The organism is Streptomyces sp. NEAU-sy36 (assembly GCF_013423905.1).
Classification (GTDB): Bacteria; Actinomycetota; Actinomycetes; order Streptomycetales; family Streptomycetaceae; genus Streptomyces; species Streptomyces misionensis.
In genome coordinates this window covers 4519468-4542344 of the sequence record NZ_CP058977.1, presented here as the reverse complement: position 1 = coordinate 4542344, position 22877 = coordinate 4519468, and the positions used below count along the sequence as shown (strand labels likewise).

The 22877-nt window shown below is 72.2% G+C and carries 28 protein-coding genes; 16 read left to right on the top strand and 12 right to left on the bottom strand.

Features of this window, described 5'->3' with window-relative positions:
• Window positions 1–12 precede the first annotated feature (12 nt).
• From HZZ00_RS20630 to HZZ00_RS20605, 8 genes are all read left to right on the top strand, one after another.
• Window positions 13–1359 (top strand): hypothetical protein, encoded by a 1347-nt coding sequence (locus tag HZZ00_RS20630; protein ID WP_180327817.1) that lies wholly within the window; start codon window positions 13–15, stop codon window positions 1357–1359.
• An 88-nt stretch (window positions 1360–1447) separates the two neighbouring features.
• Complete coding sequence (locus tag HZZ00_RS20625; RefSeq protein WP_180327816.1) at window positions 1448–2056, top strand: DinB family protein; 609 nt, start codon at window positions 1448–1450, stop codon at window positions 2054–2056.
• 133 nt (window positions 2057–2189) lie between these two features.
• Window positions 2190–2567 (top strand): alpha/beta hydrolase, encoded by a 378-nt coding sequence (locus HZZ00_RS38680; protein ID WP_257584937.1) that lies wholly within the window; start codon window positions 2190–2192, stop codon window positions 2565–2567.
• 15 nt (window positions 2568–2582) lie between these two features.
• Window positions 2583–2951, top strand: coding sequence for a hypothetical protein (locus tag HZZ00_RS38675; protein WP_257584936.1), 369 nt, complete (start codon window positions 2583–2585; stop codon window positions 2949–2951).
• A gap of 79 nt (window positions 2952–3030) precedes the next feature.
• Entirely contained in the window at window positions 3031–3348 is a 318-nt protein-coding gene (locus HZZ00_RS20615) for a DUF4440 domain-containing protein (protein WP_180333632.1), read from the top strand.
• Window positions 3349–3371: 23 nt separating this feature from the next.
• Window positions 3372–3494, top strand: coding sequence for a hypothetical protein (locus HZZ00_RS38670; RefSeq protein WP_257584935.1), 123 nt, complete (start codon window positions 3372–3374; stop codon window positions 3492–3494).
• Window positions 3495–3794: 300 nt separating this feature from the next.
• Entirely contained in the window at window positions 3795–4508 is a 714-nt protein-coding gene (locus HZZ00_RS20610) for a YqjF family protein (RefSeq protein ID WP_180327815.1), read from the top strand.
• Between the two features lie 44 nt (window positions 4509–4552).
• On the top strand, window positions 4553–5194 hold the full coding sequence (locus HZZ00_RS20605; RefSeq protein WP_257584933.1) for a hypothetical protein: 642 nt from the start codon (window positions 4553–4555) through the stop codon (window positions 5192–5194).
• Window positions 5195–5242: 48 nt separating this feature from the next.
• Here HZZ00_RS20605 and HZZ00_RS20600 read toward each other — a convergent pair whose 3' ends face one another.
• On the bottom strand, window positions 5243–5773 hold the full coding sequence (locus tag HZZ00_RS20600) for an SRPBCC family protein (RefSeq protein ID WP_180327814.1): 531 nt from the start codon (window positions 5771–5773) through the stop codon (window positions 5243–5245).
• A 112-nt stretch (window positions 5774–5885) separates the two neighbouring features.
• Entirely contained in the window at window positions 5886–6497 is a 612-nt protein-coding gene (locus HZZ00_RS20595; protein ID WP_180327813.1) for a TetR/AcrR family transcriptional regulator, read from the bottom strand.
• An 88-nt stretch (window positions 6498–6585) separates the two neighbouring features.
• Here HZZ00_RS20595 and HZZ00_RS20590 point away from each other — a divergent pair, with 88 nt between their 5' ends.
• Together HZZ00_RS20590 and HZZ00_RS20585 are read left to right on the top strand one after the other, a co-directional pair.
• Entirely contained in the window at window positions 6586–7713 is a 1128-nt protein-coding gene (locus HZZ00_RS20590) for an FtsX-like permease family protein (protein WP_180327812.1), read from the top strand.
• Window positions 7710–8384: an ABC transporter ATP-binding protein gene (locus HZZ00_RS20585; protein WP_180327811.1), complete on the top strand. Its 675-nt coding sequence runs from the start codon at window positions 7710–7712 to the stop codon at window positions 8382–8384. Before HZZ00_RS20590 ends, HZZ00_RS20585 begins: the two co-directional genes overlap by 4 nt.
• A gap of 82 nt (window positions 8385–8466) precedes the next feature.
• Here the strand turns inward: HZZ00_RS20585 and HZZ00_RS20580 are convergent, their stop codons facing one another.
• The 7 genes from HZZ00_RS20580 to ggt all read right to left on the bottom strand — a co-directional run bounded on the left by HZZ00_RS20580 (window position 8467) and on the right by ggt (window position 14818).
• Complete coding sequence (locus tag HZZ00_RS20580) at window positions 8467–8823, bottom strand: MerR family transcriptional regulator (protein ID WP_180327810.1); 357 nt, start codon at window positions 8821–8823, stop codon at window positions 8467–8469.
• A 23-nt stretch (window positions 8824–8846) separates the two neighbouring features.
• Window positions 8847–9809, bottom strand: a complete 963-nt coding sequence (locus tag HZZ00_RS20575) for an aldo/keto reductase (RefSeq protein WP_257584930.1) — start codon at window positions 9807–9809, stop codon at window positions 8847–8849.
• Window positions 9810–9902: 93 nt separating this feature from the next.
• Window positions 9903–10643, bottom strand: a complete 741-nt coding sequence (locus HZZ00_RS20570) for a class I SAM-dependent methyltransferase (protein WP_180327809.1) — start codon at window positions 10641–10643, stop codon at window positions 9903–9905.
• 198 nt (window positions 10644–10841) lie between these two features.
• The gene (locus HZZ00_RS20565) at window positions 10842–11291 is read right to left on the bottom strand and encodes an SRPBCC family protein (RefSeq protein ID WP_180327808.1); all 450 of its coding nucleotides are present in this window, start codon (window positions 11289–11291) and stop codon (window positions 10842–10844) included.
• A gap of 124 nt (window positions 11292–11415) precedes the next feature.
• The gene (locus HZZ00_RS20560; RefSeq protein ID WP_180327807.1) at window positions 11416–12117 is read right to left on the bottom strand and encodes a class I SAM-dependent methyltransferase; all 702 of its coding nucleotides are present in this window, start codon (window positions 12115–12117) and stop codon (window positions 11416–11418) included.
• Window positions 12118–12162: 45 nt separating this feature from the next.
• The gene (locus HZZ00_RS20555; protein ID WP_180327806.1) at window positions 12163–12756 is read right to left on the bottom strand and encodes a DUF4291 domain-containing protein; all 594 of its coding nucleotides are present in this window, start codon (window positions 12754–12756) and stop codon (window positions 12163–12165) included.
• A gap of 211 nt (window positions 12757–12967) precedes the next feature.
• The gene (gene ggt, locus HZZ00_RS20550; RefSeq protein ID WP_180327805.1) at window positions 12968–14818 is read right to left on the bottom strand and encodes a gamma-glutamyltransferase; all 1851 of its coding nucleotides are present in this window, start codon (window positions 14816–14818) and stop codon (window positions 12968–12970) included.
• Between the two features lie 382 nt (window positions 14819–15200).
• On the opposite strand from ggt, the gene HZZ00_RS20545 reads away from it, so the two are divergent.
• Entirely contained in the window at window positions 15201–15338 is a 138-nt protein-coding gene (locus HZZ00_RS20545; protein WP_306856108.1) for a hypothetical protein, read from the top strand.
• A gap of 119 nt (window positions 15339–15457) precedes the next feature.
• Here the strand turns inward: HZZ00_RS20545 and HZZ00_RS20540 are convergent, their stop codons facing one another.
• The 3 genes from HZZ00_RS20540 to HZZ00_RS20530 all read right to left on the bottom strand — a co-directional run bounded on the left by HZZ00_RS20540 (window position 15458) and on the right by HZZ00_RS20530 (window position 17643).
• On the bottom strand, window positions 15458–15976 hold the full coding sequence (locus HZZ00_RS20540; protein ID WP_180327804.1) for a DivIVA domain-containing protein: 519 nt from the start codon (window positions 15974–15976) through the stop codon (window positions 15458–15460).
• 58 nt (window positions 15977–16034) lie between these two features.
• Window positions 16035–17141 carry a globin domain-containing protein gene (locus tag HZZ00_RS20535; protein WP_180327803.1) on the bottom strand — a complete coding sequence of 369 codons (1107 nt, stop codon included), beginning with the start codon at window positions 17139–17141 and terminating at the stop codon, window positions 16035–16037.
• Window positions 17142–17229: 88 nt separating this feature from the next.
• The gene (locus HZZ00_RS20530) at window positions 17230–17643 is read right to left on the bottom strand and encodes a globin family protein (protein ID WP_180327802.1); all 414 of its coding nucleotides are present in this window, start codon (window positions 17641–17643) and stop codon (window positions 17230–17232) included.
• A 456-nt stretch (window positions 17644–18099) separates the two neighbouring features.
• On the opposite strand from HZZ00_RS20530, the gene HZZ00_RS20525 reads away from it, so the two are divergent.
• The 5 genes from HZZ00_RS20525 to HZZ00_RS38665 all read left to right on the top strand — a co-directional run bounded on the left by HZZ00_RS20525 (window position 18100) and on the right by HZZ00_RS38665 (window position 22842).
• The gene (locus HZZ00_RS20525; protein ID WP_257584928.1) at window positions 18100–18645 is read left to right on the top strand and encodes a lytic transglycosylase domain-containing protein; all 546 of its coding nucleotides are present in this window, start codon (window positions 18100–18102) and stop codon (window positions 18643–18645) included.
• A gap of 107 nt (window positions 18646–18752) precedes the next feature.
• Entirely contained in the window at window positions 18753–18980 is a 228-nt protein-coding gene (locus HZZ00_RS20520; RefSeq protein WP_070029834.1) for a helix-turn-helix domain-containing protein, read from the top strand.
• A gap of 135 nt (window positions 18981–19115) precedes the next feature.
• The gene (locus HZZ00_RS20515) at window positions 19116–19286 is read left to right on the top strand and encodes a hydrophobic protein (protein ID WP_070029835.1); all 171 of its coding nucleotides are present in this window, start codon (window positions 19116–19118) and stop codon (window positions 19284–19286) included.
• Between the two features lie 701 nt (window positions 19287–19987).
• Window positions 19988–20467, top strand: a complete 480-nt coding sequence (locus HZZ00_RS20510) for a hypothetical protein (RefSeq protein WP_180327800.1) — start codon at window positions 19988–19990, stop codon at window positions 20465–20467.
• Between the two features lie 281 nt (window positions 20468–20748).
• On the top strand, window positions 20749–22842 hold the full coding sequence (locus HZZ00_RS38665) for a LysM peptidoglycan-binding domain-containing protein (protein ID WP_180327799.1): 2094 nt from the start codon (window positions 20749–20751) through the stop codon (window positions 22840–22842).
• Window positions 22843–22877 lie beyond the last annotated feature (35 nt).

The window sequence follows — 22877 nt, the reverse complement described above, 5'->3', positions numbered from 1 at the left end:
TCGGGAGATGTCATGAGTTCTGTCTCCGCCACGCGCGCACTGCGCCGCGGGGCCTGCGCCGCGGCCGTGGGGGCGTTGGTCGTCGCCGGTCTCGGCACGGGGACGGCCTACGCCGACGAGGCGCAGACCGACCAGTTGTGGATACAGGCGCCGTACGAGCAGGCGGTCACCGTCGCTCCGGCGGACGGCTCGGCCCAGTACCGCTCGCTGGCGCTCGGCCTCTACCACGACAATGGCGACTTCTCGGTGACAGACGGCCGGCTGACCGTCGACGTCTCCGGACTCGCCGGGGTCGCCGAGGTGGTCTGGCCCGACAACTGCACGCCGGACGACGCCGGTTCGGTCGCGGTGTGCGACACCGGGGACGTGCCGACCCGGTACACGCCGCAGGTCCAGCTGAAGGTGCGGGCCGCAGCGGGCGCCGCCGTCGGCGCGCAGGGGGCGATCGAGTACTCGGCGGAGGCGACCGGCGGGCCCGACGGGAAACTCATCGCCCCGGAGTACTCGGCGGAGACCTCCGTGACCGTCGGCTCCGGCCCGGACCTCGGTGTGAGCACCCCGCAGGACGCCTCCGGGATCGAGCCCGGAACGAGCCTCACCGTGCCGTTCTCCGTCACCAACACGGGCAACGAGACCGCCCACGGCTTCAGCGTGCGGATGTGGGCGACGTACGGCCTCGATGTCGTCACCCGCTACCCGCAGTGCACGTACACGGGCCCGGACGAGGTCAGCGCGTACACGTCGATGACGTATGTGACCTGCTCGTTCGACGCCGAGGTCGCGCCCGGCGCCACCGTGGAACCGCCGGAGCCGCTGCGGCTCGCCGTCACCGACCACGCGCTGTACGAGCGGTTCGACTACGAGGTCGAGCCGGGCGCCGGCGCCACCGACCTCGACGGTTCGGACAACGGCCGCTCCCTGCACGTCGACGCCGACAACACCGCCGACTTCGCCGTGCACGGCACCGAGGTGAGCGGCGCGGCCGGCGACACCGTCACCGCCGTCTTCCGCTTCGACAACCGGGGCCCGGCCTGGGTCGGCAACGTCGGCTCCGGCGACCCGGTGGCCGTGCTCGACTTCTACCTGCCGGAGGGCACCACCGCCACATCCGTGCCCGACACCTGCCGCAACGCCTGGAAGTCGGGCGACGACCCGGCCATCGGCCACTACGCCTGCACACTGCCGATGTGGGCCAAGCCGGACCTGCGGGTCGGCTTCCCGTTCCAGCTGCGCATCGACCGGGTCGTCCCCGACGCCACGGGCCGCGTCGTCGCCCGGCCCGACTACGGCACGTCCTTCGCCTTCGATCCGGACACCGAGAACAACTCCGCCGAGGTGGTCGTGAACCCGTCCGCCTGACGAGCGTCCCGCCCGGGCCCGGTGCCGAACTTCCGGCACCGGGCCGGAAACCCCCCGAAGACGGCGGCGGAAGCGGCAAAGTGACCCCATGACCACCTCATCAGATGCCAGGGCCGACCTTCACCGCTACCTGCAGACCGCCCGGGATGCCTTGCTGTGGAAGCTCGAAGGGCTCTCGGAGTACGACATCCGCCGCCCGCTGACGCCGACCGGCACCAACCTGCTGGGCCTGGTGAAGCATGTCGCCGGTGTGGAACTGGGCTACCTCGGCGCCACGTTCGGTCGGCCCTCCGAGGAGCCGCTGCCCTGGGTCGGGGACGACGCCGAGACGAACGCGGACATGTGGGCCACGGCCGACGAGTCCCGTGAGTACATAGTCGGCCTCTACCGCCGCGCGTGGTCCCACGCGGACGCCACACTGGAGGCGCTGCCCCTCGACACGATCGGCAAGGTGCCCTGGTGGCCGGCCGGCCGCGACGAGATGACACTGCACCACGCCGTCGTCCGCGTGCTCACCGAGACACACCGCCACGCCGGACACGCCGACATCGTCCGTGAACTCATCGACGGCGACGTCGGCGAACGCAGGGACAGGGACAGCATGGCACCGGGCGACTCGGCATGGTGGGAGTCCTACCGCAACCGCCTGGAACAGGCAGCGCGCCAAGCCGACGACAGGAGCGCTGCCGAGAACTGATGGCCGATGCCGGGGGAGTTCTCGAAGCGCGGACCAGGACCGTCGCCAAGCCCTCGGGCGGTCCGAGCAGACCTCCAACTGTTCCGTTGATAGCGTGACGTCGTTCGATGCGACCAGTCAGGGGGGACGGACGGTGGCCACGGAAGTCGTCGTCACGGCGGGGCTCCGGTACGGGCCCAGCGGCAAGCTCATGGACGTCTACCGGCCCACGGGTGCGCCGGGACCCGCGCCCGTGGTGCTGCTCTGGCACGGCCGGGGCCCCGACGAACGGGACGTCCTCGCGCCGGTCGCCCGCGCCGCCGCGGAGGTGGGCGTACTCGTCCTGGTGCCGGACTGGCGCCCCGACGCTCCGGACGGCGGCCGTACGCACCTGAGGGAGTCCGCCGCCTTCGTCCGGCAGCGCGCGGCCGGCCTCGGCGGAGACCCCGGGCGGGTGGCACTCGCCGGCTGGTCGCGCGGCGGCAAGGCCGCGGTGGGCGTCGCACTGAACCCCACGGCATTCGGCGACTGACGACCGCAGGCCGTCGTGGGAATCGCGGGCGCCTACGCGTCGGCCGCCCCCAGCACCGGAACCGTTCCGCTGGACGACCTGCGCCGGGACGGCGGCCCGCCCCCACCGATACCGGTGTGGCTGGTGCACGGCACCGCCGACCCCGTGGTCGACGTCGCACGTTCCCGCGAACTGCACACGGCGCTCGGGGAACAGGGCTGGCCGGCATCCCTCGCCGAGGTCCCGACCGACCACGCGGGCGTCATCATGACCGAGTACGACCCCGAACACGAGCGCTGCCTGCCCAGCACCGCCGCCCACGCGGTGGCGGCGGGCGCGCTGACCGCCGACGTCCTGGCCCGCGCGGCGACGACCGCCGCCCGGCACTGCGGCCACCGGTCGTGACCGGCCGAGCCCACCCGAGGGGAAGCCGATACCGGTGAACGAGGACGAACGGGCCGTGCGGGCGGCCGTCGACGGCGAGATGCGCCTCCTCGATCCGGAGGTGCGCGCCTCTCCGGCCCGGGTCCTGGAACTGCTGGACCCGGAGTTCACCGAGATCGGGGCTTCCGGACGCCGCTGGGACGTGCGGTCGATCCTCGCCGTGACGAGCGACGGTTCGGTGTCCCCGCAGTCGCCGGTCGAGGTCAGTGACATGTCCGGGGCCGTCCTCGCGCCGGGCGTCGTCCACCTGACGTACTTCGCCGACCACCAGGGCCGCCGGGCATGGAGAAGCTCGGTGTGGCGGCTGACGGAAGCGGGCTGGCGGCTGTACTTCCACCAGGGCACGCCGACCGGCTGAGCGACGGCCGGAACACGCACCGCGTGCGAACCCACCTGCTTCGGCTCCGCCGCGGCGACCGGCGGGGCCGTCACGACGAGCTGCGCCTCGTCCCCCGGCAGCACCGCCTGGTACTCGGCGCGGACCGCGAGGCCGCCGTGAAGTGACATGACGTACGACGGCAGTCCCCTCGCACCGCGGCGGCTCGCTCCCGTCCTCGACGGCAGGCGCTCGACGCCCCCGCGGACCGGTGGCCGGATCACCGTGACCGTCAGCCGCGGACACCACCGCCACGGAACACATGAGGCCGCTCCGGGCGGGGCACGGGAATCGCCCGTGATACCGCTGACGCGACACGGCCCCCACGGTCGGCGCGGAGCGTCCGGCACGCGCCGCGCGTGTGCCGCCGCGGGCCGGCAGGCCCCTTCGTTCGGTTTCACGGGGTGGCTGCGGGAAAGTCGGGATCCGTGGCGTCCTACGGAGCGGAGCAGCGCGTACGGCTGCCGGCGTTGCGCGCCGAATGGCTGACGCAGACGTTCGTGCACTGGTCCTACCCCGCTGAGCAGGTGCAGCGCCTGCTTCCGGACGGGCTGACCGCGGACACCTGCGACGGGCGGGCCTGGGTGAGCCTGACGCCGTTCGTGATGGCGGGCGTACGGGTGCCGGGGTCCCCGCTCGCCGTGCCTCCCTTCGCGGAGACCAATCTGCGCACCTACGCGCGTGGCCGGGACGGCAGGGACGGCCTGTGGTTCCTGTCCCTCGAAGTGGCGTCCCCCGTGATGCTGGCGGCCCGCGTGATCGGCGCGCCGTACCGCCTCGGGCACCTGGGGCTGTCCCGCGACGGCGACGCCCTGACCTATGCCGGCGTCCGGGGGCGTGGCGGGCCGTCGTACCGCCTGACCGTCCGGCCGGGCGAGCCACTCCGGCCGACCCGCCGGGACGTGTGGCTGACCTCGCGCTGGCGGGCCTTCACCCACGGGTTCGGCCTGCTCTGGGAGACGCCCGTCGAGCACGAGCCCTGGCCGCTGCGCGCGGCGCACGTCGAGGGCCTCGACGAGACGCTGACGAGGGCGGCCGGGCTGCCCCCGCCCGCCGAGGAGCCGCTGGCGCACTTCTCGGACGGGGTCCGCACGGTGCGCTTCGCGCCTTCGCGACCGGTGCGGCGGAAGGGGAGACGGTGAAGCGACGCGGCGTGGGGCCGGGTCGCTCCCGAGGACGCGGGTGGATGATGCGGACCCCCGGTGAGGGCACGCGGGCCCGGCGGCCGGTCCGGATGCGCTTCGAGGGCTGGATCGCCGGCCTCGGTACGGCGTCCGGGACCCGGCTGGTCGTGGGCCACTGGCGGCGCTCGCCCTTCGGGCCGTTCAGCGACGTGATGCTCGAACGGCCCGACGGGCACCGCCTGCTGCTGGCCCCGACCCGGCGGACGGCCGAGTTCATCGCCGGTACCTACGCCTTCGACGAGGTGCGCATCGAACCCGTACGGGTCCGCGTCACCGGCGACGTCTGGGCCGTCACCGCGGGAGCGCTGCTCGATCTGCGGTTCACGGTCGGCCGGCGCGGAACCGCGGGGCTGCTGCTGCGTGCGGTACCCGCGGCGCTGTCCGGCAGCCCCGGGTGGACCGCGGTGACGGACCCGCCGGCCCGTCTGCTGCTGGGCGTGCGCACCCGGGGCACGGCCGGCGGCGGGCGCCACGAGTGGTACGGCGCCCACGACCTGCACCGGATCACCGGGATGACCGCCGTAGTGCGGGGACGGAGCCTCGGTGCCCTCACGGCGGTGCGTCCACCGGTTCGGTTCGGCTTCGGCTCCACACCCCGCAGGCCCAGCCTGGTACGGGTGACGACAACCGTGAGCACCCCCTGACCGCCCACGGGAAGCGGAACCTGCGGGCGAAGGGCCCTACCTGCGGGCTCAACCGCCTTGCTCGGCAAGGGCCTTGATGCCCTGAAGAGTCGCCTCCATTCCGGCGAGCAGTTCCTTCGACCGGAAGGCGAGGATCTCCTCCTCGCGGTCGGGCCGGCGTTCGAGCGCCATCGTGACTCCGCTGCGGCCGGGCCCGATCAGCACGGACTGCCGCAGCAGGGTGCCGCCGTTCTCGGCCTGGAGCTCGCAGCGCCAAGTCGCCATGGCCCGTGCCGGATCGGGCGCCGGTTCTCCGTAACGGCCGTCCGGGTCCGTGACGGCCCAGGCGAACACCCTCGGCTCGGCCAGCTCGACGACATGGGAGACGGTCCGCCACTCGCCGAGCCGCTCGTGGTGGTTGTACCCCTCGAAGCGGGCGCCGACCACGGGGCGGTCCGCGCCGTCGAGCCAGGCGACGCGCTGCAACTCCGGGCTGAGCCGGGCGGGCAGCCGGATGTCGGTCACCAGCTCCCATACCCGCCACACGTCCGCCTGGACGTGAACGTCACAGTGCACGCTCGGGCCATCGGTGAATCGCATGTCGTCCCCCTCGATGTCGGGTCTCGGCTCGTCCACGGCCTTGATCACTTTGACAGCAAGGCCCCGGACGAGTCGAGTGGCCGCGGCAGACCGTCTCGTTCGCGCCGGGCCGCTACGTATGCACCGGGGACGACGGTTCGGCGGTGAGACCGCCGAGGGCCGCGACGGCCAGTCGTACGGCCTTGTCCGCCACGGCGTCGTAGTCGTCGCCCGCCTCCAGCGCCGTGGTCGCGGCGTTGACGAACCCCTGCAGCAGCCGTGCCGTCCGCAGCGGGGCGTCGTCACCGAGGTCCGCCAGTGCGCCCACGAGAGGGTCGAGCAGGGCCCGGTGTGCCGCGTCCGCGCCCGCGCGCAGCGCCGCGGCGTCCTGCGCGTCGGCGTCGGCCCGGGCGATGCGGTGCTCGCCGTCGCGGACCATCTCCAGTTGCGCGGTGACGTACGCGGCCACCCGGTCGCGGGGCGAGTCGCCGGCGGCGGCGAGGGCGGCGCGGATGCGCTCGGTCCAGCGCGGAGCGGCCTCCCGGACCACCTCGGTCAGCAGCTGCCTGCGGTCGGCGAAGTACTTGTAGACGCTGTTGCGGGCCAGCCCGGTGCGGCGGGCGACCGCGGCGAACGTCACCTCGGAGGCGCCGCCCTCGGCGAGCAGTTCCCGTGCCGCTTCGAGCAGGGCGGCCCGCTGCTGGGCGCGGTGATCGGCGACCGACGCGGCGTGGATCTTGGGCACACGGTCAGTTTAGGACCCCCACTTGGGGACGGGGCGTCCCCATCTTCTATCTTAGGGACGCCCTGTCCCTATCCTTGGAAGGAACACCGTGTTCCTCGCCCTGCTGGAACTCAAGGCGGCCCGCGGCCGCTTCCTGCTGATGGGCAGCGTCGTCGTCCTCGTCGCCGCGCTCGTCGGCATCGTCTCCGGGTTCACCACCGGCCTCGGTGACGACACCGTCTCCGCCCTGCGCAGACTGCCCGCCACCCACATCGCCTTCGCCGCCGGCTCGGGCTCCGACCAGTTCGCCCGGGGTCTGATCGACGAGCGGACCGTCGGCGGCTGGCGGCGGGAAGCCGGCGTCTCGGCCACCCCGCTCGGCGTCGCCATCACCCGCGGGACCACCGACCGGCACGTCGAGGTCGACCTCGCCGCGTTCGGTGTGGAACCCGGCGCCTTCACCGACCCCGGGGCCGACGACGGCAAGCCCCTCGCCGCGAGCGCGCCCCAGGGGATCGTGGTCTCCCGCCAACTCGTCGGCGACGGCGTCCGCATCGGCGACACCCTCGCCATCGACCGGCTCGGCATCCGGCTGAAGGTCGTCGGCACCACCGGTCGCTCCTCCTACGGGCACGTCCCCGCCGCCTACGTCACCGCCGACACCTGGCGCCGCATCCGCTTCACCACACCGGGCACCGGCGCGCGCCCCGGCGACCTCCCGCGTCAGTACAGCGCGATGGCCCTCAAGCTCCCCGCCGGCTTCGACGGCGCGACGCTCGCCGACGCGGACCGCCGCCACCACACGGCCACCGTTCCGCTCGGTGACGCGTTCGCCGCGGCCCCCGGCTACGAGGGCGAACGCCTGACGATGACCTCCATCCAGACGTTCCTCTTCCTCATCGCACCGCTGGTCGTCGGCGCCTTCTTCGCCGTGTGGACGGTTCAGCGCACCCCGGAACTCGCCCTGCTGCGCGCCATGGGCGCCTCCCGCCGCCGCCTGCTCGGCCACACTCTCGCGCAGGCCGCCGTGGTCGTCGTCGCCGGAACGGCCGTCGGAGCCGTACTCGCCTTTGCCGTCGGCCTGTTCGTCGGCGAGCAGGTGCCCTTCAGCCTCCCCGCCGCCACCCTCGCCACCACCATGGCCGCGGTGACCCTCGTCGGACTCGCGGGCTCCGCCTTCACCCTGCGCCGCGTCACCACCGTCGACCCGATGATCATGCTGGGAGCCGCACGATGACCCTCCGACTCGACGACATCACCGTCACCCTCGGCCGCGGCGAATCCCGCACCACCGCCCTGCGGGCACTGACCGCCACCTTCCGCCCGGGCGTCCTCACCGCCCTCGTCGGCCCCTCCGGCTCCGGAAAGTCCACCCTCCTCGCCGTCGCGGGCGCCCTGCTCCGCCCGGACGAGGGACGGGTCCTGCTCGGCGACACCGACCTGGCCGCCCTCACCGACCGCGAACGCGCCCGCGCCCGCCGCACCCGCATCGGCTACATGTTCCAGAGCGGCAACCTCATCACCGGCCTCACCGCCGAGGAACAACTGCTCGCCGCAGCCTCCCTCGCCGGCCGCGGACCCCACGCGGTCCGAGCCCGGGCCCGCGAGCTGCTCGCCGACGTCGGCCTCGGACACCGGCTCCGCCACCGGCCCGACCAGCTCTCCGGCGGCGAACGCCAACGCGTCGCCCTGGCCCGCGCCCTGCTCACCCGGCCCGAACTCCTTCTCGTCGACGAACCGACAGCCGCCGTCGACCGGACCCGCGCCGACGACCTGACCGCACTCATCGCACGCACCACACACGAGCACGGCTGCATCACCGTCGTCGCCACCCATGACCCGGTGGTCGTCGAGGCGGCCGACGGCACGATCGACATGCGCGACCACACCGCCGCGCCTACGGCCTGAGCCCCGGCCCGGCCTCCCGACACCCCGCCGGCGGCCCCTGAGAAGGAGCGCCGGCGGGTGTCGGGAGGCAACCGGGGCCGCCTCAGGACTCCGCGGCGTAGTAGGAGATCTTGTCGTCGAGGACCTCCATCGCCCGGCGGAGCGCCGCCACCCGGTGCTCCAGTGCGGCACGGCGCTCACGGAGGAAGGCGACCCGGTCCCGAGCGGAGTGCTCGGCGCGCAGGATGGCGACGAACTCCCGCAGGTCCGCGATGCCGAGGCCCGCCTCGCGGAAGCAGGTGACCAGGCCGATCCAGAAGATGTCGTCCTCGGTGTACTCCCGGCGCCCGCCCGGGGAACGCCGGATCGGTCCGATGAGCCCTTCGCGCTCGTAATAGCGCAGCGTGTCGATGGACACGCCGGTGCGGTCGGCGGCCGCCGCCGGCGAGAAGGTCGTCATACGGTCTCCCGGGTGAACCGTCACTACCGCGCTCCGGCGAAGCGCACCAGGTGCTCCTCGTCGAGACGTACCCGGCATGCGGCGAGCGCCTCCTCGATCTGCTCCGCCCGGCTCGCGCCGACGATGGGGTCGATCCCCTGCCGCATCAGCCACGCGAGGACGACCTGGTTCCCGGTGACCGAGAGTTCCCCCGCGATGTCGCCCAGGACCGCGAGCACCCGTTCGGTCCCCGGGTGATCATAGGTCCGCGGAAGCGGCCTGTCCGGGCGAACGTACGATCCCCACATCAGCGAGCTGTACGACCAGACGCCCAGACCCTCCGACCGCGCCAGGTCCAGGTCCTCGGCGGTCAGCATGCGGTGGCCGGCCTCCGCGACCGGGGTGAACGGGCGCGGCTGCACGAGCGAGTGGCGCAGTTGCAGCGCCGTCCACGGTTCCACGCCCTGCTCCCGGGCGAGCGACCGGGCACGCGCGACGCGCCAGGCAGGATGGTTCGCCGCCCCGACCCGCAGGGCAACGCCCTTCGCGACCAGCTCACCGAAGGCACCGACCGTCTCCTCCAGCGGCACGGCACGGTCCTCCGCGTGGGCCCAGAGCAGATCGACGTGATCGGTCCCCAGCCGCAGCAGGCTCTCCTCGACCCCGGCCTGGACGGCGCGGGCGGACAGCCCTTCGGCGCTGTCCGGCCAGGAGTGCGGAACGAGCGGATTCTGCCCGACCTTCGTGGCGATCCGCACCACATCACGCGCTCCCGGCCGGGCCCGGAGCCACGCGCCGACGACCTCCTCGCTCGCGCCGCCGATGCCGCGGGGGTCGGCCCAGAACGCGTAGCAGTTCGCGGTGTCCAGCCAGACTCCGCCGCCGTCGACGAAGGCGTCGAGGACCGCGAAGGCCTGCTCGCGGTCCACGCGGGTGCCGAAGTCCATCGTCCCGAGGACGACCTGCGGTCGGGCGGGGGGTCGAGTGGTGGCTTGAGTGGGGTTCATGCGCCCATGCTCGAAGCTGGAGCGCGCTCCAGGTCAAGACAGGGCGCCGGGGGGGGGGAAGAAGACCGTCGCCGGAGCCGGCCGATGGCGGCGTCAGGCCGGCTTGCGCCACACGGAGATGTGCTTGCCCGAGTCCTGCGTGAACGGCGCCCCGTCCCAGTCCGCGACACGGCGCTCCAGTTCCAGCCCGGCGATCCGCGCCATGAGATCGAGCTCCGCCGGCCAGGCGTACCGGTGCCAGGAGGCGTCGCGGCGGTAGCGGCCGTCGTCGCCGTCGCGGGTGAAGTGGTGCGAGACGAGGATCTGCTCGACCAGGTCGAAGGTGTCGAAGCCGAGGTGCCGCTCGGAGACGTCGAACGGCACCGCGACCTGCCCGGGCGGCAGGAGACGCAGCGGCGGTACGCCCAGCTCGATCACGAACCGGCCACCGGGCGCCAGATGACGTGCGGCGTTGCGGAAGCACTCGACCTGCTCGTCCTGCGTGAGCAGGTTCGAGATCGTGTTGTAGACGAGATAGACGAGACTGAACTCGCCGGGAACGACGGTCTTGGCCATGTCCCCGATGACGACCGGGAGCACGTCCTCGCCGACCTTGCGCCGCAGGACCGCCGCCATGTGCTCCGAGAGTTCGACACCCACCACCGGAACGCCGCGTTCCCGGAGCGGAACGCCCACCCGCCCCGTCCCGATCGCGAACTCCAACGCCCTTCCGTTCCCGGCGAGTTCGGCGAGGAAATCGAGGGTGGGTCCGAGAACGGCGGCGGAGGACATCTCGGTCTCCTCGGCGTCGTAACGGTCGGCGGTCGCACGGTTCCACAGCTCACTGCTCGTCACGGGCGGCCACTTTGCCGGTCGGCGCGGGACGTTGTCGAGGCATTTACCTGGCCGCCGGCGTGCCGGGCCCGGCACGCCGGACGGGGCCCGCCGCCTTGCCGGCGGTGGGCCCCGCCCTTGTCGAAGAACCCGTCTCCACGGCCCGGTGTCTCGGCAGTGCCCGGTCGTCACCTCGCGGGCAGCCGTCCGGCCTGGCTGTCAGACCGCCCCGCGCCAGGCTCCGGTCTCGGTGCCGCGGGACTCGATGAACTCCTTGAACCGCTTCAGGTCGCCGCTGACCTGACGCTTGACGAAGCCGAGCTTGTCCCCGACGGTCTCGGTCACGCCCTGCGGCGTGTAGCCGAGTTGCAGCATGACCTTGGTGGTGTTGTCGTCCAGACGGTGGAACGTGACGACACCCGCCTGCTTCGCCTCGCCGTCGATCGAAGTCCAGGCGACGCGCTCGTCGGGGATCTGCTCGGTGATCTCCGCGTCGAATTCGCGCTCGATCCCGTCGATCTTCGTCTTCCAGTGGGTGAGGGTGTCGGTGCGCTGCTCGACGCGCTCGACGCCCCCCATGAAGCGGGGGAATTCCTCGAACTGGGTCCACTGGTTGTAGGCGGCGCGGACGGGGACGTTGACCTCGATGGACTCTTCGACCTGGGACATGCGCTCCTCGCTTCCTGATGTACGGGTTGGACGAGGAGCGGGTTCCAGGGTAGGGGCGGTTCATGCCTGATCCGTCGCCGGTGGTCGGCGGCGCCCTGGGCGCGGGCCGCTTGTCGTCTCCGGGTCAGAACGCGCGGAAGTCCTGGAAGAAGGGCTCGAACGGGGGGTCGGGCAGACGGTACGCCTTGCAGCGGGCCCGTTGCCGGCCCTGGGGCCGGACACCGACCGGCTCGCCGGGAAAGGCGTCGGGGAGGGCCTGCCATCCCGTGTTCCGCTCGTAGTACCGCACGGCCGTGTGCACGGACGGCCACCAGTCGTCGTCGACGACGACCAAGCCGCCGGGACGGACGATCTTGCGCAGGAAGTACAGGTCGACGAAGACCTCGTGGAACCGGTGACTGCCGTCCACGAAGGCCGCGTCGGCGACGAAGCCCTCGCCGAGGAGCCGTGGCAGCGCGACCGACGACGGACCGGGCACGAGCCTGGCGATCGAGTCGAGCCCCGCCGAACACAGCAGGTTCCAGCCGACGTTGGCGTACTCGCTCTCCTGGAACGGGTCGATGACGACGTGCCGGGGAGATGTCGCGTCGACGGTCAGCAGCGCCTCACCGATGGCGAGCGCGGAAGCGGCGTACGCGAGACCGATCTCCACGACCTTCCCGGCGCCCTCGGAGACCAGCAGATCCCGCAGTTGGTCGCCATGGCGTTCGGGGACGGAGACGGTCTCGAAGTCCCTCTCGTGGTCGCGCACCCACGGGGGCCCCTCCCGGGCGAGCCGCCTGCGCACCTCACGAACCCGTGCCACACGTTCGTCCGCGTTCGCCATGCCACCCGTCCCTCGCACCGGAAGCCCGCCCCGACCGGGGCCGGCTCACTGGCTCAGGTGAGCCAGGAAGCCCTCCTTCACAAGGTAAGGGCGTTCACGGGGCAGGAGTCGCTGTGCGGCGTCCAGGTCCCCGGCCTTCACGTGCGCGTGGACCGTGTGGGCGACAGGGGTGATGTCGGTGATCGAGGTGATCCACTCGTCCGCGTAGAGACGTGCCGCCTCCCCGGCGAGGCCGAGCTGGAGGGACCGGTGGGGAAGCGGCTGGAGGCGCAGGTCGCGTTCGGGGTCCCACTGCACCCGGGCGGGAGCCCGCTTCAATTGGCGCTTCCACGTGGCCTGGTCGGCATGGAGCCCCCGCTCGTAGTGGGAGAGGCAGGCGTTCTCCAACGCCCATTCGAAGCCTTCGCGGGAGATCTCGACGGCGAGGACGGTCTCCTGGCCTTCCTTCGTCCCCCACCCGCAGCGGTACATCATCCACAGGAACGACGGCTTGATCCAGGTCATCCGGTCCCTCTTCCACGTCGGCGGAAACCGGCCCTCATGGGCTGCCCGGCGGCCGATCTCCGGCGTGTACGCCTGGTAGACGGTGACGGTGGAGTCGGTGTACGTGGCCCGAATGCGGTTCCTGGGTTCTGCCATGGGAACAGGGTGGTCACACCCGGGTGAGAGCGCCATCGAATTACCGTGCCCGCCAGGGTCGTCCGGGCCCCGGGTCAGGGGCGGACGGGGAGGGGGCCGGCGTGGCCCCCGGCGTCGAAGAGGCACCGAGCGCTCCCGCCGCCCCCCGTACACGACCGCGACGCGTTCGTGTACGGGGGACGGAGTCCGGGGGCCGGTGTCCGGTGCGGCCTCAGGACCTCTGATGGACGACCATCGCCGAGCCGCCGCCGCGCCGCTTCGGCTCGGCGACCGCCGTGACCTTTCCGCGGGACCCGAACTCCAGCGCGGCGACCGCGCCGATCTCGGGTGACGGTGTGAAGGCCGGCGGGGCCAGGACGAAGCGCTCGCCGAGGGCTTCGAGCGCGGGTCGCTCCGGCGAGTCGAGGAACGCGGGCTCGGCCTCCGTCGTCGCGCCGTTGCGCTGCGATATGCGCGGCGCGGCGACCGCTTCCGGCAGGGTCATGCCGAGGTCGAGGCGGTTGACGAGGGTCTGGAGAACGGTGGTGATGATGGTGGCGCCCCCCGGCGAACCCACCGCGATCACAGGCTTGCCACCGCGCAGGACGATCGTCGGCGACATGCTGCTGCGCGGCCGCTTGCCGGGCCCCGGCAGGTTCGGGTCGGGCACGCCCTCCTGCAAGGGCGTGAAGTCGAAGTCCGTCAGCTCGTTGTTGAGCAGGAACCCGCGGCCGGGAACCGTGATCGCCGAGCCGCCGGTCTGCTCGATCGTCAGCGTGTAGGAGACGACGTTGCCCCAGCGGTCGGAGGCCACCAGGTGGGTGGTCGACCGGCCCTCGTAGGGTTCGAGGGCGCCGGTGCCCGAGTCGGAGCAGCCCGCGGGGTGGCGCGGGTCGCCCGGGGCGACGGGGCTGGTCAGCGACGTGGTGGGCCGGATCAGGCAGGCGCGGTCCTTCGCGAACTCCTTGCCCAGCAGTTCCGTGGTCGGTACGTCGGAGAACGCCGGGTCGCCCACCCAGCGGTTGCGGTCCGCGAACGCGATCCGGCTGGCCTCCAGATAGTCGTGCAGGGCCTGCACCTTGTCGGCCGGCGACAGGTGGAGGTTCTCCAGGATGTTGAGGGCCTCCCCGACCGTGGTGCCGCCGGAGGAGGACGGTGCCATGGAGTACACGTCAAGGCCGTGGTACGTCGTACGGGTCGGGGCTCGCATGACCACCCGGTAGGCGGCGAGATCCGCTCGTTCCATGAGACCGGGGCGCACCGTGCGCGTGGAGCCCGGGGCCACCGGCGGGTTCTGGACGGTCCGCACCACGTCGCGGCCGACGTCACCGAAGTACATCGCGTCCATGCCGGTGCGGGCCAGCTCCCGGTATGTCCGGGCCAGTTCAGGGTTGCGGAAGAGGCTGCCGACCACCGGCAGCCGACCGTTCGGCAGGAACAGCCGGGTGGTCGAGGTGAAGTCGCGGAAGCGGTCCTCGTTCATCTCGGTCTGGGCGCGGAACTGCTCGTTGACGACGAATCCCTCGTCCGCGATCCGGATCGCCGGCCGCATGGCCTCGGCCAGCGTGAGGGTGCCCCAGGCGTCCAGGGCCTTCCGCCAGGTCGCCGGGGTGCCCGGAACGCCCACGGAGAGGCCGGAGTTGACGGCGTCGTCGAACGGGATCGCCTTGCCGGTGGCGGGATCGGTGAACGAGTCGGACCGCATGCGGGCCGGTCCGGTCTCCCGGCCGTCGATGGTGTGGACGGTCCGGGTGCGGGCGTCGTAGTAGACGAAGTAGCCGCCGCCTCCGACCCCGCACGAGTAGGGCTCGACGACACCGAGCGCGGCCGCGGTGGCGACGGCGGCGTCGATGGCGTTGCCGCCGCGGCGCAGAACGTCGATACCGACCTGCGTGGCGTAGGGGTTGACGCTGGCGACGGCACCGCCGTCACCGACGGCGACTGCCTGCTTGGCGGGCGGCTGGAGCCCGGGAGCCGTCTCCTGCGGGGCGGCGGGGGCCGAGGCGGCGGCGGTGTGGGGGAGCAGGGGAAGAGTGAGCAACGCCGTCGAAGCGGCGGTCACCAGGGTACGGCGGGTGGTCACGAAACCTCCGATTCACCCCTCCTGAGAGGGAGTCGCCGACTGGAGCGGGGGGTGCGCGAAACATTTGCAGCCGACCGAGGGGCGGGCAACCGTGTGGATCAAGGTTTGCGGAAGATCTGAGGTTTCCCGCCGGTAGGGACGACGGTCGGTCCAGAGGCCGACAGGGGGGCAACAGCCCAGGTCGGCGCGCTCGGCGGACGGGGGCCGCGGTGGATCGGTCAACACGAGATCTCTGTGTAACTGACCGTCAGTTCGCTACGGGACACTTCCACCAGCTTCAGCGCGGCACCTCCGAAACGCCGGCCCGGAAGGCCACGCCGAAGAAGGCCGGGACGGCGTCCAGGCGCTCCCGGGCCGGCGGCTCCGGCGGCAAGGAGACGGGTTGCGGCAGCCGAGCAAGGCGGAGTTGTACCGGCGGGCGAGCGACCAGGGCGTCCCCGGCCGGTCCAGGATGAGCCGTGAGGAACTCGTCGACGCCCTCGCGCGCACCGGACGCCGTCGCAAGAAGAGCGCCGCCTGACACGACGGAGGAGTCGGCGGACGGGCCCTCGCCCCCATGACGGTGGTGCCGGCCCGTCCGACCGGTTCGGCGCGAACGCGTCGGCGCCGGGCCACGGGCCCGTTCGCGGTACGCGCCGGTCAGGGCCCTGGCGGGGCGGCGGGGGCCGTAGGGGAGGCGGCCGCGGGGCGCTTGGTGTCGTACTGGTCCGCGGTGACGGTCAGCGACTGCGCGACCTGGCGCAGGTAGGAGATGAGCCGCTCGGTCTCCTCCTGGTCGTTCTCGGTCGACTGGGCAGCCTGTTCCCACCGCTGCTGAAGGATCGCCTCGGCCTGCGCCCTCGCGGCCCGCACCATGTTGCGGGCCTGCTCGCGGGCCGCGGTGACGGTCTGCTCCGCCGACTGCTGGGCGCGCGCCTGCTGCAGCACGGCGTCCACGGTCGGCACCCCGGTGGGGCTGCCGCCGTCACCGATGTTGTTCGCCCGGATCCAGTCCCGGTGACGCTGCATGTCCGCCCGCAGCCGGTCGTTCTCCTCCGTGAGCGCGGTCAGCGCCTGGGCGCAGCGCCGCAGCGCGTCGTGCACCGCCTCTTCGCTGTAGCCGCGACGGGTCAGGGGCGCGCGGGGAAAGGTCATCGATCGCAGGGCCTCGGGCGTCACCCAGGGCTCCTGGGACGCCTGTGGCTGGGGGGCTCCTGTCTCGTTCACTTGTCTCCGATCACCGAGCGTCTTCGTAGTGCAGCAGGTCGTGGGGGATTCCTGCGCCCGCCAGATCACGCACGGTGGCGGAGACCATGGCCGACGAACCGCAGATGTAGAAGGAGCGTCCACCTCCCGCGCCGGAGCGCAGGACCGGGCCGGCGAGGCTTCGGTTGTCGAAGGTGCCGGCGTCGGCGCCGACCAGCGGAGTGACGCGAAGCCACGGGTGGACCTGGGCCAGTTGCCTGAGGACGGGCAGGTCGTACAGGCCGTGGTTGTCGCGTGCCGCGACGAACAGGTCGACGCGGCGGTACGGGCCGTGCTGCGCGATCTCCTCGACCAGGGCCCGCAGCGGGGCCAGGCCGGTGCCACCGGCGACCAGCACCAGGTCCCGGCCCTGGGATGCCCGCAGCGTGAGCCGGTTTCCGACCGGGGCGCCCAGGCGCAGCACGTCGCCCTGGCGCAGCCCGTACACCAGGGCGGGGCTGAGCAGGCCGCCGTCGACGGCGCGCACGTGGAACTCGATGGTCCCGTCGGCGCGCTGCGCGTTGGCCGGGGTGTAGGGCCGCCAGGTGCTGGGCAGCATCGGGGCTTCCACCATCACGGACTGCCCGGCCTGGTAGGCCATCGGCTGGTCCAGGCGCAGCGTCAGCACCGCGAGGTCGAAGCCGCGTTGCTCGTGCCGCACCACCTGGGCGTTCCACCAGGCCGGATTGACCGCACCGTCCGCTTCGGCGGCCTGGATCATGGTGCGGGCCACCAGGGAGTACGCCTCGGTCCAGCCACGCTGGAGTTCCGGGGTCCAGGCGTCGCCCAGGAAGTAGGCCAGCGTGGCCAGCAGCGCCTGCCCCACCGCCTCGTAGTGCTGGGCGACGACCTGGAACCTGCGGTGGTCGCGGCCCAGTTGCTGGAGGAAGGGAATGAGCCGGTCCGGGTCGTCCGCCTCCGCGACGATCCGCCCGAGCGCGGCGACGAGCCGGTCGCGCTGGGCCCCCATGGCCACCGGGAACATCGGCCGGACCTCCGGCGCGATCAGGAACAGGTAGGAGTAGAAGTACCGCGGCACCTCGTCCCCCGACTTGCCGACGAGAGCGAAGGAATCTCTCAGCGCCTGGGAATCGCTCACGTCCGCCCTCCGGTGACTGACATCAGGGTGACCTCCAAAAATCGGGTGCCGTCCGACGGCTCGCGGTGAGGAGCCGTCAGCGGCCGGATCAGCTCCGGGCCGCCTCGCCGGCGGCGACCATCGTGCTGCTGATCACGCCGTAGACCGCCGTCCAGGACTCCTCGACGGCCGGTGTCCACGCATCGCCCGCGTGGTGGCGCAGGGTCGCTATCAGGCTGGCGCCCACGGCCGGGTAGTGCTCGGCCAGTGCGCCGTAGCCCGCGTGGCGCCGCCCGAGGTTCTGCAGCATGCCCATGAGGGTGTCGGTGTTCTCCAGGTTCGCGACCAGGGCGCCCAGCGCCGCCCACAGGCGGTCACGCTGTTCGTCGAGGTGCGCAGCGAACAGGGGACGCACGCCGGGGTGGTGGGTGAACAGGTGGTCGTAGAAGTACTCGGTCACCTGCGAACCGTGCGGCTGAACAGCCGCGAAGCTGCTCCGGATCAACGCGATGTCTGCGGTCATGGCGGCCGACTGTAGCCAGCGGCCCTCTATTCGAACAAATTGAGTTCCTGATGCAACCGATCTGCGGATGTATAGCCGAGTTCGCTGGTCAACCGCTATGTGCCCGCTGTGGTTTACCGTGCGGTATCGACCTGCTCGCCAGGGGTGGTACCGGTTTGGCGAGGCGGCAGGGAAGTTCGGCAAACTTCTGGTAAGTCCCCTGACGCGGCGTTCACTTGCGGATGCGGGGGGCCGTACCGGCGGCCCGTGTACGCGCTGGCGGGAGGGGCGTGCGGCGAAACTCCCGCAGGTCGGCGCCGGATTGGCACCCGGGTGGGCGGGGCAGACGGACGTCCGACTGGTGGACGTGCCGCCGTTCGGGCGCCGGCCCGGCGGCGCAGGGAGGGACGGGTGCGGGTGGTTGAGCGATCGACGACGGGGCCGGGTGGACAATCCTCGCCGGCGGAGCGCGACGGTGTGCGGAAGCCGCCGCTGCGGCCCGGCCGCTACGACCCGGCCGATTACGCCGGGCCCGTGCTGCGCAGCGCCGCGGAGGCCGGCGTGTCTCCCGTGCTCCTCATGACGGTGCTGCACGTCGAGGCGTACAAACCGCACCATCCGCTGCTCGAACGGCTGTGGCAGTGGTGGAAGCCCGGGGCGTCCTTCGGTGTGGCCAACATGCACCGCGCGACGTTCGAGCGGGTACGGCGCACGCACGGCCTGCCGGGGCGGTGGCAGGATCTCCGCGACGATCCCGCGTTCGCCGTCCACGCGGCGGCCCTGCACATGAAGGACCTCGACCGGCGCCTTCCGAGGCGGCACGTGCGCCGCTACACCCGCGACGAACTCCTCGCCCTGGGCTACAACACGGGCGAACGCAATATGCGGGCCTTCGCCCGCGGCATCCCGCCGGGGCCCATGGCGCGGTCGTACCTGCGCCGTTTCCGTGCCCACCGGAACCGCGCCGCCGAGGCGCTGGCCGACCGCGGCGACGCGCGCGGCACCGGGCGCGCAGAGGTGTGACGAGCCCCGGGAGAGCCGGGCCCGGCCCTGCGGTCCGGAAAGAAAGGTTCCCCTGGTCCGGGGTAGACGACGAGCACAATCGCGTCGACCCCTGAAGGAGACGAACCGTGGACAAGGGCAAGCAGATCACCGGTGCGGCCCGCGAGGAACTCGCACAGGAGATGAAGAAGCAGTACGAGCAGGGGATGTCCATACGGGCCATCGCCGAGGCGCACGGACGGTCGTACGGGTTCGTCCACCGTGTCCTGACCGAGACGGACGTCTCTCTGCGCAGCCGGGGCGGCGAGCGTCCGCAGCGGCGGCGCCTGGAAGGAGCCGGTCGCTCACCGAGGTGAGGCCGGCCCGTCGGCGACCCGTGAGGGGGAACCGCACCCGGCGTGCGCATGCCCCGCATTTCGTGAAGATAACTTGCGATTTGTATGCATGTAGGTGCGAGGTAAGGGCATTCGATGGCCAGGAGGTTGATAGCAATGGTTCCCCTGCTTCTGGTTCTTCTTCTGGCTCTGATCCTCTTCGGTGCGGGCTTCGCGCTGAAGGCACTGTGGTGGATCGCGGTGATCGTGCTGGTCGTCTGGCTGCTCGGCTTCGTCGTCCGGTCCGCGGACGGCACGGGCCGCAAGGGTCGCTGGTATCGCTGGTAGACGCAGACGACCGGTGTGAGATGCGCCGGCGGTAAACGAGATGCACGACGTGGGGCCCGGCCGGGTAAGGCCGGGCCCCACGTCATGCATGGGGACCCGCGCAACGACACAGGGGGCGGAACGGGCGTATCGGGCGCATCGTTGGGTATGTGTGCGGTGCACCGGTCTCGCGGAAACAGCAGTGGAACTCTGCGCCTCCTTGTCCCGCGGGGCCGGTGCGCTGTGTCCGGCGCCGTTTCGACGGGTGACGCGACCGGGCGGGCCGGGCATTACCTGTGCGGTAATCGCGTGGCCGGGCAGGGAGCGGCAAGGTGGGGTCATCGGGTTCCGGGCCGGCGCACTCCGGCCCGGGATCCGGTCACGTCGACCGACCCGGGCGAGAGACGCGCCGACCGCTCCGTCCGGCCGCACGGCGGGGTCAGGCCGCCCACCGGATGCGGCCCGGATCCCACGCGGCCCGCGCTCCGTTCGGTCCCCCCGTTGGGCTAACAGCAGTGGTGACGCCCACGTGGCTGCGGCGAAGCTAGTAGAGCGAACCCCGGTGCGCGGCCGCCGGTTCGGCGACCGGCTTCCCGGTGGCCCCGAGCTCGTCGTGGCCTCACGCCGAGTCACGCAGGGCGGCCCGCGCCGTTCGCGATGGCTTCCGCCCGGTCCCACGGTGCGGCCCAGGCAACGGTTCAGGCGACCGTCAGGAGGACGATGTGGCGCTCACCGAGGGTGACTTGATCAGTGCCGGTGACGACGGTCTCGTGGAACTGTTCCGAGCGAGTCCGGCCGGTGACGTCCCCAGAGGCCCGCTGGAGGGCACCGGCATCCTGCGATGGGGAGGCAGCGGGCTCGCCCGCCCCCTCGCCTGGCTGGTGCGCACGGCCGTGTGGCGGGGCAAGGTCTTCGACCACGAGGGTTATCTGAGCAACCGGATGACCTCGTTCGACGTGCTCGCCGTCGTGGCTCAGGTCTACAAGGGGCCGAGCCTGATGGACGAGCAGGAGTGCATCGTCATCGACTACTCCAGGGTCTCCCTCGTCGCACGCGGCGTCCGCGACGAGATGCGCCAGGTCGGTGAGGGCCTCTACCTCGGTGTGGTCTGGCTCTTCGGGTGCAGGGTCGGCTGGTTCGCCCTCAGGGTGCCGCAGGTCGACCGCACCCTCCCCGGGACGGGGGAGACCCGGGCCGGATAGCCGCGGCGCGGACCTCTCCCGTAACCGGCCTCCCTCGTAACCGGCCTCCCTCGTACCCGGCCTGTTCCGCGCCCGCTCCCGGCGCGCGGCGGGCCCGCGTCGGACGCGGTCCTCGCCCGAGTTCGCGGCGGCCGGGCCACTCCCTCCACCGGGCCGGGCCGACCACCTCAGTGAAAGGTTCATCAGCCATGAGCTCATCCGGCATACCCGCCCGCAGGCCGGCAACCGCCAAGCGCCTCCGGAGGAGAAGGGGGAAGGGCCTCTCACTGAGGGCTCCGGCCGTGGCGGCGGCCTCGGTGGCCATGGTGATGGGCGCGGCCAACGTCCCGGCCGTCCCGCTCGGTGCATCACCGGGGCCCTTGCACGGCACCGTCACCGGCGCGGGCAAGCCGTTGCGGGGAGCGACGGTCACGCTTTACGCCGGCTCGCGCACCGGGGTCAGACAGCTGGGCCGGGTCACGACCGACGCCACCGGCTCCTTCGCCATCCCCTACACCCCGCCCGCCGCCGGGGTGCTGTACCTGGAGGCCACGTCCTCCGGCGCCCGCCGGCTGCGGCTGCGCTCCGTGGTGGCGGTCGGCCGGGGCGGGGCGGTGCCCGCACGGACGACGAACCAGGTACGGGTCAACGAACTCACCACCGTCGCCGCCACGTACGCCCTCGCCCAGTTCAGCGGTCGGCACGGCATCGACGGGCCGAGTCCAGGGCTCCAGAACGCCGCGGCGACGACGTACAACCTCGTCGACCCGGTCACCGGCAAGCCCGGCGGAACGGTCACCAACGCCGACAACGGCAACACCAACGAGACCCTGGCCACCCTCGACACGCTCGCCAACCTGGTCTCCCTCTGCGCGTCCGACACCACGCGGTGCGAGCGCCTGCTCCGGCTGGCGACACCGCCCGGCGGCACGACGCCCCAGGACACCGTGCAGGCCGTGCTGAACCTCGTCCGCAATCCCACACTGTCCCCGGCGGGGCTCTACGGCCTGGCGCGCACCGCGAAGCACTACGCACCGGCGCTCGCCGCGCCACCCACCGCCTGGATACTGGCGCTGCGCCACACCGACACCGACCTGTACGCCCCCGGCCGTATCGCCATCGACGCCAAGGGGAACGTCTGGACGTCCGACAACTGGCTGCCCGGCACCCGGAAGCCCACCCCCTACATCAGCGTGCTCGACCCGACGGGCCGTCCGGTCCTGGGCAGCCCGATACCCGGAGGCGGCATGAAGGGCGGTGACTGGGGTGCCGCCGTCGCCCCGGACGGCTCGGTCTGGATGAGCAGCTACGGCGGCAACTCCGTCGCGCACTACTCGGCCACCGGCAAACCGCTGTCCCCCCCTGGGGGCTGGAAGAACGGCGGGCTCGTCCATCCGCAGGGACTCGCCGTGGACCAGCGCGGCAATGTGTGGATCGCGAACAACTACGGTCTGGAGACCGCACCGGGCCAGGGCAATGTGGTCGTCTACCCGCACGGCGACCCGGCCAAGGCGATCAAGATCACCGGCGGCGGCCTCAACCACCCGTTCGCCGTCCAGATCGACGGCTTCGGGCGGGCCTGGGTCAGCAACGCCGGCCTGGGCGGTGCCCGGTTGGTGAACACCCCCCTGGCGCCCCTCATCGGCAAGTTCAGCGGCAGCGTCACCGTGATCGGGCCGGACTTCAGACCCACGGCGGCCTCGCCCGTCCGAAGCAGCTCGTTCAAGTGGCCCCTGGGCATCGCCATCGACTCCGAGAACAACGCCTGGGTCGACAACTACTTCAACAGCACCGTCACCCGGCTCACGCCCGACGGGAGAGTCGCGGGCGCGTACAAGCTGCCCGAGAAGACGCTGCCCTGGTCCGTCGCCGTCGACGGCTCCGACCGTGTGTGGGTCGCGGGCTTCCTCACCCCGAGCGTGTACACACTGTGCGGTACCAACACGGGCGCCTGCCCGCCCGGCAGCACCACCGGCGCCGTCCTGTCACCCGCGCAGGGCTTCCGGAACAAGGCGATCCAGCACCTCACCGCGGTGCAGATCGACCCGTCCGGCAACGTCTGGCTGGCCAACAACTGGTCGCGCATCGTCCCGCCCACCGGCGGCACGGGACTGGTCGAACTCATCGGACTCGCCACCCCCGTCTGCACCCCCCTCACACCGGTCCCGGAACGGCCCTCCACCGCCACCTCCTGCACCGGCAGGAGCGCGGCGGCCGACCCGTTCACCGGGAAGCGGACCGGCACCCAGACCTACACCGTGCGCCCGGGGGACACCCTCAGCCGCATCGCCCGCGCCAACGGCCAGTCCTGGTCGGCGCTGTACCGCAGAAACAAGACCGCCATCGGGGCCGACCCGGACCGGATCATCCCAGGCCGGCGCCTCGTCCTGCGCTGAACACGCGCCCCGGCCCTGCTCCCTACGGCACGGAC